Origin of the sequence: Bacillus sp. SA1-12, from assembly GCF_000981385.1 — a bacterium.
Lineage (GTDB): Bacteria > Bacillota > Bacilli > Bacillales > Bacillaceae > Metabacillus.
This window is the reverse complement of record NZ_LATZ01000134.1, coordinates 61234-80092: the sequence shown is the minus strand read 5'-3', so window position 1 is coordinate 80092 and position 18859 is coordinate 61234. Positions and strand designations below refer to the sequence as shown.

Here is an 18859-nt window from a genome sequence, read left to right as displayed (position 1 = left end):
ATCAGATTCATTAATTGTCTGTTTTTTATTCAGTTGATTTTCATAAAAAAAGGGTGGTATAAGTTATGTACGAAGATCAGCAATTCCAGCTAATTTCAAAGGCGCTTCATTCGACTCAAAAATCATTAGAGGAACAAATCGGTATAGATTCTCCTGCTGTTCTTCAGCTCGGCACTGCGAGAGAAGATATGATGAAAGCCTTGGCACATGCAACATCGATTGATCATCAGTTAATCATCGAGACGTTATTTGATAAATAACTTCTGCAAAAAAGGAGTAGCATTCCTCGCTGACTCCTTTTAATTGTTATCAAATCCCCTTTACTATAGTGAACCGCTTCCGCATAAAAGTTGACAACTCCATTTTGAAATAAGATAATTATATTTTGTGAATAAATAGGAATTCGAGTATATTGGAGGAACGTACATGGTAACGTCGCGTTTGCCTTTTTCCATTTCAAAGGATGAGAGTTTTTATCAAGCCTTAAATAATTGGATTGGAGATGTTTTTTACGATATCCTTCCTGAAAAGGGCTTTGAGTTAAGAGATGAACAAATATTCATGGCTTTTCAACTTGAAAGAGCCTTTCAAGAAAAAAAGGTTATGTTTGCTGAAGCAGGAGTAGGCACCGGAAAAACAATTGTTTACTTACTCTATGCCTTAGCCTATGCAAGATACACAGGAAAACCAGCAATTATCGCTTGTGCTGACGAAACATTAATAGAACAGCTTGTTAAACAAGAGGGAGATATTGCTAAGCTATCAGCATCTTTACATTTACAAATGGATGTACGGTTAAGTAAAACCCACAGTCAATATTTATGTTTAAATAAGCTGGATGATGTGATTCAAAAAAACGGAAATGAAAAATATTTAGATGTTTATCAATCTCTCCCGGATTTTGTCCATGAAAAAGCTGGTATGCAGCAATTTTCACCATATGGTGACCGAAAGGAATTCAGCCATTTATCTGATGATGAATGGGACAAGATTGGTTGGGATTCGTTTCAAGATTGTTTTACCTGTGAACAGCGCCATCGCTGCGGTTTAACGCTGTCACGTAATCATTATCGAAAAGCATCTGATCTTATTGTTTGTTCACATGATTACTTTATGGAACATGTTTGGACATATGAATCTAGAAAGCGAGAAGGGCAAATGCCGCTTCTTCCGGAATATAGCAGCGTGGTTTTTGATGAAGGACATTTATTAGAGTTTGCAGCACAAAAGGCACTAACTTACCGTGTGAAACAAAGTTCATTGCAGATCTTTTTAGAAAGGCTGCTTCAAAATGAGATTCGCGAAGAGCTTGCTTATTTGGTTGAGGACGGACTTGCGATCAATGATGAATTTTTTGATGATTTACAAGCTTGTACAACTGTTATTGAAGGATCTAATCGTTTGAAAATTAATCAAAAGGACCAACTTCAATCAACAGCTAAAAAATTGCAGCAAAAGTTAGCTGAAATAAGTGAGGCGCTTGTATTTGAGGGAGAGCTCTTTACAATTGATGAGTATGAATTAAAAATTGTTGAAGAGTACATCGATCAAATGGAATACTCCTTATCATTATTTAATCAAAAAAATAATGCTGTAAGTTGGGTAGAAGAAAAGGAAAATGATTACAGCCTTGTTATTATGCCGCGAAAAGTAGAAGAAGTTTTACGCGAAAAAGTTTTCTCTAAAAAAATACCTTTTATTTTCTCATCTGCCACACTATCAGATGATAAGTCTTTTGATTTTATTGCGAATAGCTTAGGAGTCAATAATTATTTATCACTTTCAGTCGAATCACCTTTTGACTATGAGGAGCAAATGGAAGTGAAGCTTATGGTTGAAAATAATCAAAGAGGAAAATTCCAAAAAACGCTTATCGAATTAGAACGAACCGGCGGAAGAGGTCTTGTATTATTTTCATCCCAGCAAGAGTTAAAATCTTTTAAAGACATGTTGGAGACGGAGTCCCTGAGTTTCCCTATATTATTTGAAGGTGATCAAGAAATCAGCTCACTTGTAAAGGATTTTCAGCAAAACGAGGAATCTGTTCTTTGCGCCGTTCACTTATGGGAGGGGCTCGATATACCAGGTCCCTCGCTTTCAAATGTTATTATGTGGTCGCTCCCATATCCACCAGATGACCCAGTATTTGAAGCGAAAAAATCAGACAAGCAGGATCCGTTTAATGAAGTGGAGCTCCCTTATATGTTACTAAGGCTACGACAAGGAATTGGGAGATTAATCAGGACAAATGAAGATAAAGGATCGATCACCATTTTCCTTCATGAAAGTGATCGTTTCATTGAAGATAAAATTGCAGCGGTCTTACCTGTAGAACCAATTATGCAATAAGCAGGGGCAGTTACCTTTATTGTCAATCAATGATAAAAATGGTAATCATTGATTGACAATCTCTCTTTTGATAATTACGCTTTAATAGAAAGTGTCTTAATAAGTGTTTTATTAGCCATTGGGTATAGGGAGAAGGGGAGTGTGGAAAATGAGTCAAATTGAACATGATTTTATTGAATATCTAAAGAAGATGCAAGCTTATGAAGAGGCTATTAATGTGATGTATTGGGATATGCGAACTGGTGCACCTAAAAAAGGGATAGAACAGCGCTCAGAGGTTATTGGCATGCTCTCTACAGAAGCGTTTCAAATGCTTGTGTCAGAGCAAATGAATGATTACTTGACAGCTTTGTCAGAGGAAGCCGTTTTTGCATCGCTCAATCCAATCACGCAAAAGGCAGTTGAGCTCATGAAAAAGGAATATAAGAAAAATAAGGTTATCCCTCCAAAAGAATATCAAGAATATGTGATTCTATGTTCTAAAGCGGAAGCTAAATGGGAGGAAGCGAAAGAAAAATCAGATTTTAGCCTATTTGCGCCTTATTTACAAAAGCTTGTCGACTATAATAAAAAACTGATTACATATTGGGGCTATAAAGGAAATAAATATAATACATTATTAAATGAATATGAACCAGGGATCACAGTGGATCTTTTAGATAAAGTTTTTGCACAAGTCCGTGAAAAAATTGTTCCTCTTGTGAAAGAAATATCTCATTCAAGTTTTAAGCCAAATACTGATTTTTTATATAAAAATTTTCCAAAAGCTAAACAAAAAGAGCTTAGTGAATTTCTTTTAAAAGAAATTGGCTATGATTTTGAAGCTGGACGACTTGACGAAACCGTTCATCCATTTGAAATTACTCTCAACCGCAATGATGTCAGGGTCACAACGAAATATGATGAAAGTGATTTCAGAACGGCCGTATTTGGCACTATACATGAATGCGGTCATGCCATTTATGAGCAAAATATCTCAGAAAAGCTGGAAGGGACGTTTTTATGCAGTGGAACATCCATGGGAATCCACGAGTCTCAATCTTTGTTTTATGAAAATTTTATTGGTAGAAATAAAGGCTTTTGGCAGCGGTATTACCAGCATCTGAAGGAATTTTCTTCAGGACAATTTGAAGGTGTCAGCCTAGAGGAATTTTATGAGGCGATTAATGAATCAAAGCCTTCCCTTATCCGAATTGAAGCAGATGAATTAACTTATTCTCTGCATGTTATGGTTCGTTATGAGATTGAAAAAGCCCTCTTTAATGATGAAATTACAGTAGAGCAGCTTCCGGAAGTGTGGAATGAAAAGTATCAGGAATATTTAGGAATTACCCCTGCAAATGATGCTGTGGGTGTACTCCAGGATGTACATTGGGCGGGAGGAAGCTTTGGTTATTTTCCATCCTATGCATTAGGGTATATGTATGCTGCTCAAATCAAACATGCCTTGCTTAAAGACATGCCAGATTTTGATCAACTAGTTGAAGCAGGTCAATTTACGAAAATAAAAGCATGGTTAACAGAGCATATTCACCAATATGGAAAAACCAAACAACCTCTAGAAATTATAAAGGATGTAACTGGTGAAGGATTGAATGCCCAATATTTGGTTGACTATCTCGAGGAAAAGTATCGGAGCATTTATCATCTCTAAAGAACGTATACAATGAGAAGCAGTGAAAGCTGCTTCTTTTTTAATTTTACGAAAATTCTCAATGGTTTACATTAAAAAAGTTCGTGTTTTTGATAAAAAACATTTGCAAATAAACCATTTATTGATATAATTTTTCTTAATTGGATAAGCACTCATATAATCGTGGGGATATGGCTCACAAGTTTCTACCGAGTAACCGTAAATTACTCGACTATGGGTGGAGTTTATATGTAGCAAATGAAAATGGTTTTCTCCATTTTGATTTTTATGCGGCATTGCTTCACTTATATTAGGAAGCAATGCCGCTTTTTTATTTGTTACGATATATTCATTCATGAGGGGGAAGAAATAAATGAAGTTGCTTAGAAAAAAAATACAAGATGAAGGCATCGTTCTTTCAGATGGTGTATTAAAGGTTGATTCATTCTTAAATCATCAAATTGATCCACCACTTATGAAAGAAATAGGCTTGGAGTTTGCCAATCGTTTTAAGAACGCAGGGATTACTAAAATTGTGACGATTGAATCATCTGGTATTGCTCCTGCTGTTATGACCGGTCTCGAGCTTGATGTGAAGGTGATTTTTGCAAGAAAAAGAAAATCTTTAACCTTAACAGATCAACTGCTTGTATCATCTGTTTATTCATTCACTAAACAAGAAGAAAACACGGTTGCTGTATCCTCGCAATTTCTAAATGAAACAGATCGGGTTTTAATTATAGATGATTTTTTAGCTAATGGTGAAGCTGCGAAAGGACTTATTGAAATTGTTGAAAAATCTGGTGCAACTGTAGCAGGTATTGGGATCGTTATTGAAAAATCGTTCCAAAAGGGTGCAAAGGATTTAAAGGAATTAGGCTATCAGGTCGAATCTTTAGCAAGAATTCATTCATTAAAAGATGGTAAGGTAACCTTTGTTGAAGAACTTGAGGTGGTTAAATCGTGAATCAATCATTGAAAAATCTTTCTTTAGGAATCCAGCATGTTTTAGCTATGTATGCAGGGGCAGTTGTAGTTCCTTTAATTGTAGGGAGTGCAATTGGTTTAACTGGTGCACAATTAACGTATTTAGTTGCAATTGATATTTTTATGTGCGGTGTTGCAACGTTTTTACAAGTTTGGAAAAATCGTTTTTTTGGGATAGGGTTACCTGTCGTATTAGGATGTACATTTACTGCTGTTGGACCAATGATTGCAATCGGCAATGAGTACGGTGTGTCATCGATTTATGGTGCAGTCCTAACATCAGGGTTGATCGTCATTCTTATTTCTTCTGTTTTCGGTAAATTAGTAAAATTCTTCCCGCCAGTTGTCACAGGTTCTGTTGTCACAATAATTGGAATCACGTTGATTCCTGTTGCGATGAATAATATGGCTGGCGGTCAAGGCAGTCCAGATTTCGGATCAAAAGAAAATCTTATATTAGCATTTAGTGTCCTTTTCTTAATCATATTGATTAATCGTTTTTTTACAGGTTTTGTCCGTGCTATTTCAATTTTAATAGGAATCATTGCGGGGACCGTTATCGCAGGATTCATGGGGAAGGTAAATCTCCAGCCTGTATATGAAGCATCATGGTTTAATATCGGCAAGCCGTTCTATTTTGGCACACCAAGTTTTGAACTTGCACCAATTCTAACGATGACGATAGTGGCAGTTGTAAGTATGGTTGAATCAACAGGTGTCTATTTTGCACTAGGCGATATATGTAATAAAAAAATAAATGATAAAGATTTAGCTAGAGGGTATCGGGCTGAAGGTTTAGCATATGTGCTTGGCGCAATATTTAATGCTTTTCCTTATACAACCTTTTCACAAAATGTTGGTCTTGTTCAAATGTCAGGCATTAAAACAAACCGTGTTATTTACACAACAGCCCTTATGCTAATCGGCTTAGGCTTGGTACCGAAAATTGCTGCTCTTGCAACAGTTATTCCATCATCTGTATTAGGAGGAGCAATGATTGCCATGTTTGGAATGGTTGTTGCTTACGGTGTGAAAATGCTTAGTCAAGTAGACTTTTCTTCACAGGAAAATCTATTAATTATTGCATGTTCAGTTGGTCTTGGACTTGGAGTAACAGTTGTACCTGATATTTTTGCAGGTTTACCTGAATCAGTAAAAATTATAACAAATAGCGGAATTGTGGCAGGAAGTTTAACAGCTATTATTTTAAACATTATCTTTAATGTCATTCAAACTGCTAAAAAAGAAGGAAACAATCGTATTGGAGTTGAAAGGAAAGTTTCTTAAAGGGGATTTTGTTTACGGGTTTTTTATTGAAATTATCCAACCTATTGTGTATTAATTTTCAATAAAAGGTTGGATAAATAATCGTGATATGTTGGAAATATAATGCCTTCATTTACTCTAGTTAGAGTGATTGGAGGCATTTTTTTGAAGAGAAAAAGAATCACTAAACGAGAAAGAAAAGAAAATCAATTCGAAGAAGACAATATTAGTTTTGAAAAAGCATTCTTTATTGCTAAAAAGTCATAAGGTATGAAGGAAGAAACCATAATCAGCTACGAAGAGCATTATAACTTCTTTATTTTATGGCTTGAGGAATTTCAACCCGTTTCAATCTTAGCCTGCCATTCAGCCAAAAATCAAACCAAGAAGCAAGACAAAAATAAAAAAGTTAGTTGAGGTTTCCTTTTTGTTTAATAATGGTAAATAGATAAAAAGGGAGTGGATGGGAATGAAAAACAAACATGAACCAGTTGATATGAGAGTGTGGAAAACGAAAAAAGTCGATACAGATAAATTTTGGAATAACTTAGAAGATGAAACTAATAAGGGGAAAGATGAATTAGATCTAATCAATGAAAACAACATAATGGAAATGTGGGGAAATGAAATAATTTCATGGAGCTCTAAAGATAATGTGATAACAATGATTTTTTCAAATGAGAAAAAACTTATGATTAGAATTAATAAAGATGGACGTTTAGAAGTAATTACGTATTTCAGACAATATTATAAATGAGAAACTCAGAAACACTTTTTCTGGGTTTTATTGTTTATAGGAGTTTCAGCCTCATCGAACGAGTTGGGAATGTAGTCTCGGAGTGAGCAGCGGTTGATCTTTAATAAGGAGGGCACAAGGATTGCATGTGGGTAGTTAAGCAAATCCTTGTGCTAGTCATTAACAGGAAAAATCAATAAGACACATAGTAAGTTGATCAAATGGTCAAAGTGAGTGTGAAATCTCTCCCAAGTGTCTTGAGGTTATTATGTACAATTGTTTGGAATTTATTTGTTATTCTCCTCAACAGGCGTGTTATTAGCTTTTCTAACTATTGCAATGAAACCACGGACAATCAAAAAGGTTGATGTCATTGTGATAAAACTTTTAGTTGTATTCCAACCCTTCCTGAAGCTAATTAATCGAGTATTTTTCTCAAACCAATGCTCTATAAGTGTCATTGGAACACTAAATAAAAAGACCTTTAATATTATTCCAATAAGTTTAGATTTTCTTGGATTTGATTATAGTAAACACATGATATAGGGAAGAGCAGGTAATCGTAGATAAAACTAATATCAAAGTATTTTCCGAACAAATTAACTGGATACTTAATATATCCTGTTCTTACAAGCAGCTTGTCTAGAATAGATGATAAATAACCTTTGAATAAAAATATCAATAACCAATCTTTAACTGGGGGTTTTTTCATTAGTATAATACAACCAATAGTGCCTATCACAGTTAATACCCTTAATACAGTTTTTTCAAATTTTTGTCCCACAGATCATCCCTCCATATTTTAATATGTCCAAATACGAAGGGGTTAAATAGTAATTAATTTACAATTTCTTTCAAGGTTAAAATTAAAAAAGAGTGAACTTAATCACTCTCCAGAAACTTTCCATTTATAAAGATCTTCTATAGTACAGTTTAATTCCTTTGATATGGTCATTGCATTATTTAGATTCATAACCTTCTTATCTAAATATTCATTAAGTTGTTCTATTGGAATGTTTGTATTAGCCGCAAGAACATCAAGCTTAGTGTTGTTTTTGGTTAAAAGTTCTTTAAGATTACTTTTTTTGGCTTTATATTCAGTCAAAATCGACACCTCGCTTCTAAATAAAATTATAGCATACAGTTAAGTGAATTGAAATTAAACAAATAAAATATCAATTTTAATTAGAATAAAAAAGACTCTAAATCTGAGGCCTATAATTTAATCATTTTCTTTACTTACTAGATTGATCAATATAAAGATTTATCTTTATCGATAAAACAGAAATTCAAACATACTCCTACAATTATCTTCTATACATCATCAGAAAATCGTAAAAAGAAGATTGATGAATGGTGTGATAGCTTGATTGCATTATCACGTATTTACTAAGAAGGATTTATAAAGGAGTGTTCAACATGAATTACAACATGAGTAAATGACCTTTATTAAACTTGAATCAACTTTGGTTGGTGATGGCCGACATATATTTTAGTATTTAGAAATCTAATGATGAGGAATTTATATTGAAGCAATTAAGTTTTGCTGAGTTCATGGAAGATGAGGTTAGGATTAGAAGGTTTCTTAGTTAAGAAAGCTATTTTACACTTTATTTTTTTTAAATTAGGTATTCTACAAATAGTATGTTATGCTTTACCTAACCATTTTAATACCTTTTTACATGTTTACCTCCCCCATTCATTATTGAGTGGGGATTTTTATTGTCTGAAAATAAAAAAGGACTCTAAAATTAATTAGAGTCCTTCCTTCATTAATTAAGCTTTGTTTACGTTAACTGCTTGTGGTCCGCGTTGACCTTGTTCAACTTCAAAAGTCACTTTTTGACCTTCGTCTAAAGATTTAAACCCATCGCCTTGGATAGCTGAGAAATGAACGAATACATCGCTGCCGCCTTCAACTTCGATGAACCCGAAACCTTTATCTGCGTTAAACCATTTTACTGTACCTTGTTGCATATTTGTTGCCTCCTGTGTGGATATCCACTGTTTAATACTATCCTTGCTCAATTAGATATCAAAGGCGAAAAGTTTAAATACTTATTCTTTCCTTACATACCGAACAAAAATAATTCTTCTTAAGGATAGCAGATAATTTTTGGAAAAGCAAATGGATAACAAACTTCGTGATTTGCATATTAAATTTTCTTATAAAAATATCAATTTATATTAAATTTACTTGTAAAATATTTATTTATTAATTTATTAGGGAAACTGGTATAAAGTGTCGAACTTATGGAGACAACTTGGAGGAAATTAAATTAATAGAGGTAACATAATGAGGGATATAAAACGAACAAACAATGAATCTCAACCTAGAGATACGAAAGGCAGGTATACTAATAAAGAATCCGTTATCGAAACAGAGGTAATTAAAACTAGATTAATAAAAATTAAGAACGTTAAAGGCACATATGGTACATAAGATTTACTACCTTTTTTCGTACAACAGATCCAAGAATAGTGGGGAAAACTCCCAATATAAAAAGTGCTGGTTTGATAACTGTACATCAAACAATCATTACAATAAATGTTAGTAAAGGAGTCACGAACCATATTTTTATTAAAAGCGAAATCAAAAAAATGAACAAAATTTCCATAGTTAGGTTGAATAGCATTAGGGCATATCCAATGCTTTTTTCTTCTTTATTAAATATATTGGAATTTTCCCTATATATTTCCACGATGGTATTTGAAATTTGATCAATCTTAATCTTGTTTTTCTTCGTTTTTTCGTTTACTTTTTTTATATACTTTGTAAGCGTTCATTATATAGGTGTTTAAAGAACTCTAAAAAGAAACAAAAAGTGTATCACGGCATATGTATATATAAAATAGGATTTTTTCTCAATCGTAACTGCAATATAACCGTTTTTTTAGATTCAATTAATGGATAACTGCCCGTAAAAATCTGATAAGTGTTAGCACAACCATCAAAAGGATGAAGTAAACCCCCACAGATGGAAGTCTCACTTTACAATTCTTACAATAGGAGTAAATCAAAATGAGAGTCAAGGATATGAAAATCACACGGCATTTAACAGTAGAAAAATTGATTAAAATTGCAGAAACTGCAAATAAATTTGAATCTGATATTTATATAGTCGGTAATAGTTTTAGAGTAGATGCAAAAAGTTTAATGGGACTTTTGGCAACACTTAGGCAGGAAACAGATGTTACAATCATGACAAAAGGAGAAGATGAAGAAGAAGCGATCAAAGAATTTATTAAATTGCTGCTTTAAAATCTATATGCGGAGAATAACTGCTTAGCAATTCTCATGGGTATAAGAACAAAAGCGCAAGCGGCCTTTCTCAGCCTAGTGCAAATAAGCTCATTTTGAATATAAAGGCGCGATCTTTTGCCTGCAATTCTAAATGGGCTTGACGCTTTAGCTAAATGTCGAATTGCTAATCCACAGTACAAGTAATTTTATAAATTCCTGAACCATAAAAAAGCAAAAGGACGAACCCCAACACAACATGATGTGGGTTTGACCTTTTGCTTTGAATTACAATACTTTTGCAAGTGGATGAGCATCTCATACTTATTTTCCCGAAGCACAAAAATCTCTAAGTGCAATTATAGCGAATTACGTCGCATTATTATTATATCTAGAGTCTAATCAAATAGGAATTAAAAGTTAGGAACAAGTTTGTCGGCGAATGCTTAGCATCTTATACTTTGCTAATTTTCTAAATTAACTTTCTAAAATTCTTTCCTTTTGTTCTTGATATTCTTCCTCAGATAAAATGTCAAGATCTGCAAGCTCTTTTAATTTTTTCAGTTTATCAAAATTGTCGATTGCAGAATCCGCTCGCTGCCCTTTTATTTCTTCAATTTTGGTTTCAATCATTTCCTTTAAGTCAATTGCAAGCTCTTTTTCAATTTTTGCAAATTCAATTGTATTTTCATGTCTTTCATTTTTATTTTTATTATTTCCGCAATCCAATATTATGCTTCCATTGGATGCAAAACCAGGATTCTTTATAATCACCTCAGTGATATTCTTAAATTGCATAAGCTTGACTCTATTAAATTTTCCTAAAAATCCATGATGAATGATTTCAATGCTGCTTTGATATAAATATACGGTTGTTTTACTGCCTTTTTTGAAACTATATTCTTTAAATGCTAACTCAGCCATTAATAAGCTCCTTTTCTTGTATTCCGAGTATATGAAACTATTTATTATTTTACATAATAACACGTAAAAAGTTAAGGTAAGAAATGAAAAAAATATATAAATCAATTTTCATTTAAGTTACTTAAATAAATGCAGAAATCACCTATAATTAGCTTTGACAATTCTTTAGGAATATATGGTTTAAAATTTCTCCTCAGGATACATATTAAGGAAAAAGAGGTGAGATTTGTGAATCTTATAAAAGCATTTTCGGATTGGAATGTAGGAAGAAATCAAAAAATACGTGCAGAAATGGAGGCTCTAGGTAAGTGTCCTGATTGTAGAGGGAAAGGATTTATCACGACATTAACCAGTTTACACACACCAACGTATGACAGTATTTTTGATTGCCCCGGCTGCAATGGCACCGGTCAGTTTTCAGATTGGAACTCCTCTGAACAACAACTTCACTGAAGTCCTCATAATTGATTTTTAATTTGCACAAAATAGTTATGTTGTTTTATATAGCGAGACTTATCGGATCTTTAGGGGCTGTATCCACCAAGCTATGGAAAGTAAAAGCAATACAAACAGTATAATGGATTACAGCCCGTTAAGATGGAATATAGCGAGACTTATCGGATCTTTAGGGGCTGTATCCACCAAGCTATGGAAAGAAAAAAGCAATACAAACAAGGATAAGGGATTACAGCCTGTTAAGATGGGTAAATGTGAGGGGAGTTGTGAAAATGAAATGGCAAAGAATCTTACTTGCAAAGCTGCAAGAGCGTAAAGATAAGAAAATTGCCCTTGCTATCGACACTTCGACAAACCAAACGAGAACCATTCTAATTCAAAATATTGTAAAACTGTTTGGTGAAGTGTGTCCTGATAGCCTCTTGGTGCAGGCAGACTTTAAAATAAGAAGTATTACCTCGATAAAAGAAGAGCAAATTAAGTATTATACACATGGAAAATCATCCTATACCGAGGTACTAGAATGGGCAGAAAAAGAAGAAATTGACACACTTTTTTATATAACGGATGTAACTGGTTATTTTTATGAAGATATTATTTTTAAAAAAGAGGTTTTTTGGTTAGTTCCAGATGAGTTTATTCCAAAGGTACCATTTGGAAAAGCGATACGTGTTGCATAAATGAATCATAAAATGGGCTGACCTTAAATGTCAGCCTGTATTTATATGAACAACCGGATTTTCAAGGAGAGGGCCAAGATGAAAGGTACTGAGCTTGTAAAAATCTTTAAAGCTAAAAATGGAAAAGAGGTTCTTCTGCGACCTGTCAAAATCACAGATGCAGCAAATATTGTGAACGCAGTTGAAAACATCTTAGAAGCTGGAACGTATATTCAAAAAGAGAGTCCACATACAATTGAGGAAGAAAAAGAATTTATAATAGAAATGAACCAGCTTGATAATATGTATGTTGCAGTTGAACTAGAAAATAAAGTTGTCGGGATTGCACGGGTCATAAGAGGTGAACTAGAGATGAAAAGGCACACAGGGTTATTTAGAACCTGGCTTATAGATACAGCCCAAGGGAATGGAATTGGGAGTCAAATTATGAGCTATACCCTTGAATGGTGCAGACTTCATCATTTACATAAATTATGTTTAACTGTCTTTGCTTCTAACGGTTTAGCACAAAAGCTTTATGAGAGATACGGTTTTATTCAGGAAGGCATTCAAAAGGAGCAAATTAAAATAAATGGGCAGTTTGATGATGAAATTTATATGGCTTATTTTTTTAAGGAATAATGGATTACCAAAATTTATTAATGAAGAAAGGGTCTAATTACGTTATAATGAAATTGCACAACAACAACTCCTTTAAAACGTCTAGCTTTTCCCCATACGGGAAAGGCTTTTTTTATGGATATTTTTATCTCCTTCACTCGGTTTGGGCACTTTATGGATAAACTCACCTTCAATTGGAAATAGTATCCTTAATAAAGTTGAGGTGAATGGGAAATTGGCTTATATTTTATCAGTTGGGAGAGCAATTCCGGAAAATGAATTAAGTCAAGAGACTACAAACGAATTTGCTAAGGAAATGTTTCAAGATTCCTTCAAAGATATTGAACGGTTATTAACTGTTTTTAAAAATGGAGAGATTGAGACGAGACAATTTGCGGAGAAGCTTGATTGGTATAAAGAGGCCCATACATTTGAAGAAAAAAACAATACATATATTGAGAAAGCAGTTCAGCTAAGTGTAAAAGCAATTAACAACTGCTTACAAAACAAAAATCTATTAGATAAAGGTATTGATTGTAAGGAAATTGATGCGATTATTTTTATAAGCAGTACGGGGATAGCTACTCCAAGTATTGATGCAAAAATCATGAATCATATTACTTTTAAAGAATCGACCAAACGCATCCCAATTTGGGGATTAGGCTGTGCAGGCGGTGCTGCCGGCCTTTCTCGTGCTTTCGAATACTGTCTGGCATATCCTGATTCACTTGTATTAGTCGTTGCAGTAGAACTATGCAGTTTAACGTTTCAGCATGATGATCTGACAAAAAGTAATTTAATTGGGACATCCTTGTTTGCAGATGGAGTTGCGTGCGTATGTCTTGCAGGTAACGCGTTTAACAGGAAGTCAATTTCTAAATTAAAAGCACTCCCTCATATCCAAGATACAAGGTCAAGCTTTATGAAAGATTCAGAGGATGTAATGGGATGGGAGATTAAGAATAATGGTTTTTATGTCGTGTTTTCACGAGATATCCCAACGATTGTTCGTAACTGGCTGAGGCCTCAAGTCATCAAATTCTTAAAAGAGCATGACTTAACTTTGGATGCGATCAGCCACTTTGCCGCACATCCGGGAGGGAAAAAGGTTCTTGAAGCGTATCAAGATGGGTTGGGCTTGACGGACAGGCACTTGCAAATATCCAAAGATGTGCTGATTCATCACGGTAATATGTCATCTGTAACAGTTATGTATGTTATTCAAGACTATTTAGAGAAAGAGCTTGGACGGGAAAGTGAATATGGATTAATAGGTGCACTAGGGCCAGGCTTTAGCTCCGAATTGCTTCTTGTTCAATGGGAGAGTGTATAATAAGATGTTTACTTTTTTATTTTCACTGCTGATATTGCAAAGAATTACTGAAATGGTTATTGCAAAGCGAAATGAAAAATGGATGTTAAAACAGGGAGGGATTGAACATGGAAGCGAACATTATCCATATATCGTTACCCTCCATATCCTCTTTTTCATTTCATTATTGCTTGAAGTAATCATTCTTAAGAAGGTAGTATCAAATATCTGGTACATTCTTTTGCCAATTATAGCTTTGTCACAACTAATTCGCTATTGGGCCATCTATTCATTAGGGAGCTTTTGGAATACTAAAATTATCATCCTTCCAAAGGTACATGTTGTTTCAAAAGGACCTTATAAGTATATGAAGCATCCGAATTATGTTGTGGTTGCTGTTGAGATTCTTATTATTCCTTTACTATTTCAAGCATACATGACAGCTACCTTATTTACCTTATTAAATCTGGCAATGATGTCGATCCGAATCCCAACAGAGGAAAAAGCATTAGAGAAGTATACAAATTATGAAAAAGCTTTCCAATTAAAAACAAGATTTATTCCCAAAAAATGATCAACTCTTTTTAATGAAAAAACTGTGTTGAAAATGATTATCATTAATGATAAAATAAGTTTAAGTTGAAAAGGATTCTCATTTTCAAACATGGAGGTATTCTGAGAATATGACAATGCTATTTGTCGGTTGTACCGTTGTTGCATATAGTTTATTGGTTGGCTACATATTAAAGAATATAGATGCCCCAAAGGCATAATTTAGTTTAGCTCACTTTAGGTGGGCTTTTTATTTTGGCTTTATAAAGCGGTGTAAGAGGATCTTCATCAGGTGCACGGTGCTGAACCTTATCAGCAGCCCTCTTAAACGTGAAGACTGGAGTGGGAGTCTAATGAGCAAGTATCATTATTTTAAAAAGGATCTTAGTTAAAATCAAACCTATATTCATATCTTTAGATAGCAAAAATCAAAAAGATTCTGTAAAATGATACTAAATAAATGATAAAGAATTAAAGGGGATTACAATGACAGCTGCTGTTAAAACAGATCATTTGTTGCAAAAATTAATAAAACTGCATCAAAAGATAAAGGCATATGATGTAGAAAATGCAAATAAGCTGGTTGAATTGGTAAATAAACTGTCCAATGACAAGCTTTATGTTGCTTTTGCCGGACACTTTTCTGCCGGTAAATCATCCATGATCAATAAGTTATTAGATGAACAAATTCTGCCGACAAGTCCAATTCCGACTAGTGCAAACCTGGTATTACTAGAGAAGGGTGATCACCAAGTAACCTTATATTCTAAGGCAAAAGAAAGTATCGAACTTGAAGGAGACTATTCAATAGAACAAATTAAGGAATATTGCAAACAAGGAGATGAGATCGAACGGGTATCTATTAAAAAGCCATATCACAATCTTTATGAAAATATTGTGATTATGGATACTCCGGGTATTGATTCTACAGATGCTGCTCATAAGCTATCTACAGAATCAATGCTTCATATTGCCGATGTCATTTTTTATGTTACGGATTATAATCATGTTCAATCTGAAGAAAATCTTTCTTTCGTAAAAGAGATGAAACAGAAAGAAAAAATGATCTTTCTCATTGTCAACCAAATTGACAAACATGTGGAAAAAGAAGTCCCATTTTCGGAGTTTAAATATCAAATTGAAACATCTTTCTCTGATATCGGACTTCATCATCAGGACATTTTTTTTACAACATTAATGAATGATGATCATCAGCATAATCAATTACATGAAATAAAAGAAATTATTCAAGCGATTGTGGACCAAAAAGAAGAGTACATGGAAAAAAATGTGGAATTTGCTGTAGCTTCTTTACTTAAAGAACATTTGGAAAAATATAAAGACTTTTTAGAATTGTCAGATGTTGATCAATCACAGGTTATTGCTGAATTAATGGAGTGCCAAACTAAGAAAGAGCAAAAGAGTAATCAACTTGAAAAAGAGGAAAATAAGATTAAGGAGCTTACCTCCGAAATAAATGACAGGGTTTCAACATTATTAAAAAGCGCTAATATTATTCCATATGAAACAAGGGAAAAGGCGGCATCATTTATTGAAGGGGTAGATCCGGCATTTAAAGTTGGGTTCCTCTTTTCAAAGGCTAAAACCGAACAGGAAAGAGATAAAAGAAAAAAAGAGTTAGTTAACGAGCTGAAGAAGAATGTTGAGACACAAATCACCTGGCATTTTACCCCTTTATTTAAGGATTATCTTAAAAAATTTGATATCCATGATGAGTCATTGCTTCAAGAGGTTCAGTCATTTTCAATCGAAGTCACGGAACAGGACATAGCTGATGCCTTAAAACCTGGTGCATCCATGAATAATCAATATATTTTAACCTATTCTTCAGATGTAAGTGAATTAATAAAAAAGCATAGTAAACATAAAGCGATAAAGATTTTTGATAAAATGATCGATCATTTAAAATTAGCTCATCAAGAAGAATTTGAAAGACTGTCACAGGAAATCAATAAATTCTCTCATGAAATTACAAATCATGAAGCGATCTTATTAAAATATGATCAATTAAACACCTATGAGGCTTCATTACAAGCCATTCTTGCTGAAGAAGTGAAGAAGTACGAAAATAGTAAGCAATGGCTTTTGGAAAACCCATTATATCGCCATCGTGTTCAGAAATCATTGAACATAAAAGAATTAAATCAAATAAGTATTGCAAATGAAGAAAACAGGTCTGATGCAAAAAAACCAATTGTTCAATTATCAAACAAAGAACAATTTATAAAAGAAACACAAGTGATGATAGAGCGCTTAAAGAAATTTCGCGGCTTTAGGCAGTTTACGGATTCACTTGAAAGCAAGGTAAACAGCTACAATAACCGCTCATTTACAGTTGCATTGTTTGGTGCATTTAGTGCAGGAAAATCCTCTTTTGTTAATGCTTTAATTGGTGACCGATTATTGCCTTCTTCACCAACACCTACAACTGCAACGATTAATAAAATTGCTCCAACTTCTTCAGAAAAACAGCATGGATTAGTTGAAGTTAAATTAAAATCAGCAGAAATGATTGAAAATGAAGTAAAAGAAAGTGTTCCATCATTAAATAATAAGCAATACAGCATAGAGGGGCTGATTTCTCAACTTCATGAGCTTGAAGTAAAAGAACAGTCTGAAATTGATGCGATAAAAAAATACAAAAAAGCATTAAGCGATTACCAACACTTAACAAGCAACGGTTTGCTTATCACCTCCACAAAAGAAACGTTTAAGGATTTTGTTGCTAAAGAAGAAAAAGCTTGTTTGGTTGAAGAGGTCACTCTTTATTATGATTGTCCAATTACAAGAGCTGGGATCACTTTAGTTGATACACCTGGTGCTGATTCTCTTCATAAAAGACATACAGCTTTCGCCTTTCAATATATAAAAAAGGCAGATGCTATTCTTTATGTAACGTATTACAATCATCCTTTTTCCAAAGGTGATAGAGAATTCCTTCGTCAATTAGGACGTGTAAAGGATTCGTTTACGTTGGATAAAATGTTTTTCTTGATCAATGCGATTGATTTAGCAAAGGATGACCAGGAAGTAGAGCTTGTCAAACAGTATATAAAAGATCAGCTGCTCCAGCAGGAAATTAGGAATGTTCGATTATTTGGCGTTTCAAGTTTAAATATCCTCTCAAACAACTTGGAACATGAACAGGATTACTTTACGTTTAAAAAACAATTTGAATATTTTATCAAACAGGAGTTAACAAATACAACTATTATTTCTATAAAAGAGGACTTAAGGCGTTCAAATGAACGTATGACCGCCCTTATTGTTGCTGCTGAAAATGATGCAATAGAGAAAGAAAAAATCAAGCAGAATCTTTTAGATGAAAAACAGAAAGTAGAGCAGGAACTCTCCAAGCTGACCAATACTCATTTAACAGCTCATACTAATCAGGAAATAGAGGAGTTAATCTTTTATGTGAAGCAAAGATTGTTATTCCGTTTCAATGATTTCTTTAAAGAAGCGTTTCATCCTGGGGTATTTACGCAATCGAATACTCAGCAAGCGTTACAAGCATGCTTAAATGAGCTAATAAGAACAGTCGAATTTGAATTAGTTCAGGAGCTGCAGGCAACTACTTTAAGAGTGGAAAAGTTTATTCAAAAGGGCTATGATGATGAATTCAGCAGGATCTCTCAGCTAATTAAGAAGAAATCACAATCAATAACGTTATCGAAGCCAGATATGAAAGAAATTTCGACCCCTGACATTGCGATTGAATTTTCAAATGAAATGGTTTCTAATTTAAAACCTTCTTTGAAGCTGTTTAAAAATGCAAAGTCCTTCTTTGAAAAAAATGAAAAGAAAGCAATGAGTGAGGACTTATTAAAACGGTTTGAAGATCCTATTACCTCTATATTGGAGAAATTTATAAAAGAATTCATCCTTTATTATAATGAAGTAATAAATAGGACCCATTCAAGCCTGGTTGAAGAGATCTCAGGACAGACATCAGAAGGCTTTGAAGTTCTGTTGGATATAGATGCTATCGATTCTGAAAAGTTAAAACAGGAGCAGGATAAACTGCAAGCAACAATAAATTTGTTAAAGATATAATGAATCAAATGACCATATGGTAAAATCAAATGAAATGAGAAGTAGC

Annotated in this window: 16 protein-coding genes, 1 pseudogene and 1 riboswitch; of the genes and pseudogenes, 13 read left to right on the top strand and 4 right to left on the bottom strand. The window is 33.7% G+C overall.

All coding sequences use genetic code 11. The annotated features are described in order from the left end of the window. Positions 1–65: 65 nt before the first annotated feature. The 6 genes from WQ54_RS29935 to WQ54_RS29910 all read left to right on the top strand — a co-directional run bounded on the left by WQ54_RS29935 (position 66) and on the right by WQ54_RS29910 (position 6992). A complete protein-coding gene (locus tag WQ54_RS29935) occupies positions 66–260 on the top strand; it encodes a hypothetical protein (RefSeq protein ID WP_046590294.1) in 195 nt (64 codons plus the stop codon). A 166-nt stretch (positions 261–426) separates the two neighbouring features. Beyond that, a complete protein-coding gene (locus WQ54_RS29930; RefSeq protein WP_046590292.1) occupies positions 427–2349 on the top strand; it encodes an ATP-dependent DNA helicase in 1923 nt (640 codons plus the stop codon). Positions 2350–2497: 148 nt separating this feature from the next. Further along, positions 2498–4003: a carboxypeptidase M32 gene (locus tag WQ54_RS29925; RefSeq protein WP_046590291.1), complete on the top strand. Its 1506-nt coding sequence runs from the start codon at positions 2498–2500 to the stop codon at positions 4001–4003. Positions 4004–4135: 132 nt separating this feature from the next. Beyond that, a riboswitch (purine riboswitch) is annotated at positions 4136–4237 on the top strand. Between the two features lie 118 nt (positions 4238–4355). Then, entirely contained in the window at positions 4356–4949 is a 594-nt protein-coding gene (locus tag WQ54_RS29920) for a xanthine phosphoribosyltransferase (protein WP_046590289.1), read from the top strand. Continuing rightward, complete coding sequence (locus WQ54_RS29915) at positions 4946–6256, top strand: nucleobase:cation symporter-2 family protein (protein ID WP_046590287.1); 1311 nt, start codon at positions 4946–4948, stop codon at positions 6254–6256. The genes WQ54_RS29920 and WQ54_RS29915 overlap by 4 nt, the downstream gene beginning before the upstream one ends. 448 nt (positions 6257–6704) lie before the next feature. Beyond that, the gene (locus tag WQ54_RS29910) at positions 6705–6992 is read left to right on the top strand and encodes a hypothetical protein (RefSeq protein WP_046590285.1); all 288 of its coding nucleotides are present in this window, start codon (positions 6705–6707) and stop codon (positions 6990–6992) included. A gap of 266 nt (positions 6993–7258) precedes the next feature. On the opposite strand, the pseudogene WQ54_RS35785 reads toward WQ54_RS29910, so the two are convergent. From WQ54_RS35785 to WQ54_RS29895, 3 genes and pseudogenes are all read right to left on the bottom strand, one after another. After that, positions 7259–7683 (bottom strand): annotated as a pseudogene (locus WQ54_RS35785) (CBO0543 family protein). Positions 7684–7857: 174 nt separating this feature from the next. Then, on the bottom strand, positions 7858–8076 hold the full coding sequence (locus tag WQ54_RS29900) for a helix-turn-helix transcriptional regulator (protein ID WP_046590283.1): 219 nt from the start codon (positions 8074–8076) through the stop codon (positions 7858–7860). 671 nt (positions 8077–8747) lie between these two features. Continuing rightward, positions 8748–8948, bottom strand: a complete 201-nt coding sequence (locus tag WQ54_RS29895; RefSeq protein ID WP_046590282.1) for a cold-shock protein — start codon at positions 8946–8948, stop codon at positions 8748–8750. Between the two features lie 1045 nt (positions 8949–9993). On the opposite strand from WQ54_RS29895, the gene WQ54_RS29890 reads away from it, so the two are divergent. Next, complete coding sequence (locus WQ54_RS29890) at positions 9994–10233, top strand: HPr family phosphocarrier protein (RefSeq protein ID WP_052738044.1); 240 nt, start codon at positions 9994–9996, stop codon at positions 10231–10233. Between the two features lie 456 nt (positions 10234–10689). Here the strand turns inward: WQ54_RS29890 and WQ54_RS29885 are convergent, their stop codons facing one another. Then, complete coding sequence (locus WQ54_RS29885) at positions 10690–11136, bottom strand: SHOCT domain-containing protein (protein ID WP_046590280.1); 447 nt, start codon at positions 11134–11136, stop codon at positions 10690–10692. A 219-nt stretch (positions 11137–11355) separates the two neighbouring features. Between WQ54_RS29885 and WQ54_RS29880 the strand changes: the two genes are divergently transcribed. The 6 genes from WQ54_RS29880 to WQ54_RS29855 all read left to right on the top strand — a co-directional run bounded on the left by WQ54_RS29880 (position 11356) and on the right by WQ54_RS29855 (position 18813). Further along, positions 11356–11589, top strand: coding sequence for a methionine aminopeptidase (locus tag WQ54_RS29880; RefSeq protein WP_156178260.1), 234 nt, complete (start codon positions 11356–11358; stop codon positions 11587–11589). Between the two features lie 275 nt (positions 11590–11864). Continuing rightward, positions 11865–12272: a VWA-like domain-containing protein gene (locus WQ54_RS29875; protein WP_046590276.1), complete on the top strand. Its 408-nt coding sequence runs from the start codon at positions 11865–11867 to the stop codon at positions 12270–12272. Between the two features lie 78 nt (positions 12273–12350). Next, positions 12351–12893 (top strand): GNAT family N-acetyltransferase, encoded by a 543-nt coding sequence (locus WQ54_RS29870; protein WP_046590273.1) that lies wholly within the window; start codon positions 12351–12353, stop codon positions 12891–12893. 214 nt (positions 12894–13107) lie between these two features. Beyond that, positions 13108–14205, top strand: a complete 1098-nt coding sequence (locus tag WQ54_RS29865; RefSeq protein WP_046590270.1) for a type III polyketide synthase — start codon at positions 13108–13110, stop codon at positions 14203–14205. Positions 14206–14209: 4 nt separating this feature from the next. Then, positions 14210–14758, top strand: coding sequence for an isoprenylcysteine carboxyl methyltransferase family protein (locus WQ54_RS29860; protein WP_046590268.1), 549 nt, complete (start codon positions 14210–14212; stop codon positions 14756–14758). A gap of 464 nt (positions 14759–15222) precedes the next feature. Further along, complete coding sequence (locus tag WQ54_RS29855) at positions 15223–18813, top strand: dynamin family protein (protein WP_046590265.1); 3591 nt, start codon at positions 15223–15225, stop codon at positions 18811–18813. Positions 18814–18859 lie beyond the last annotated feature (46 nt).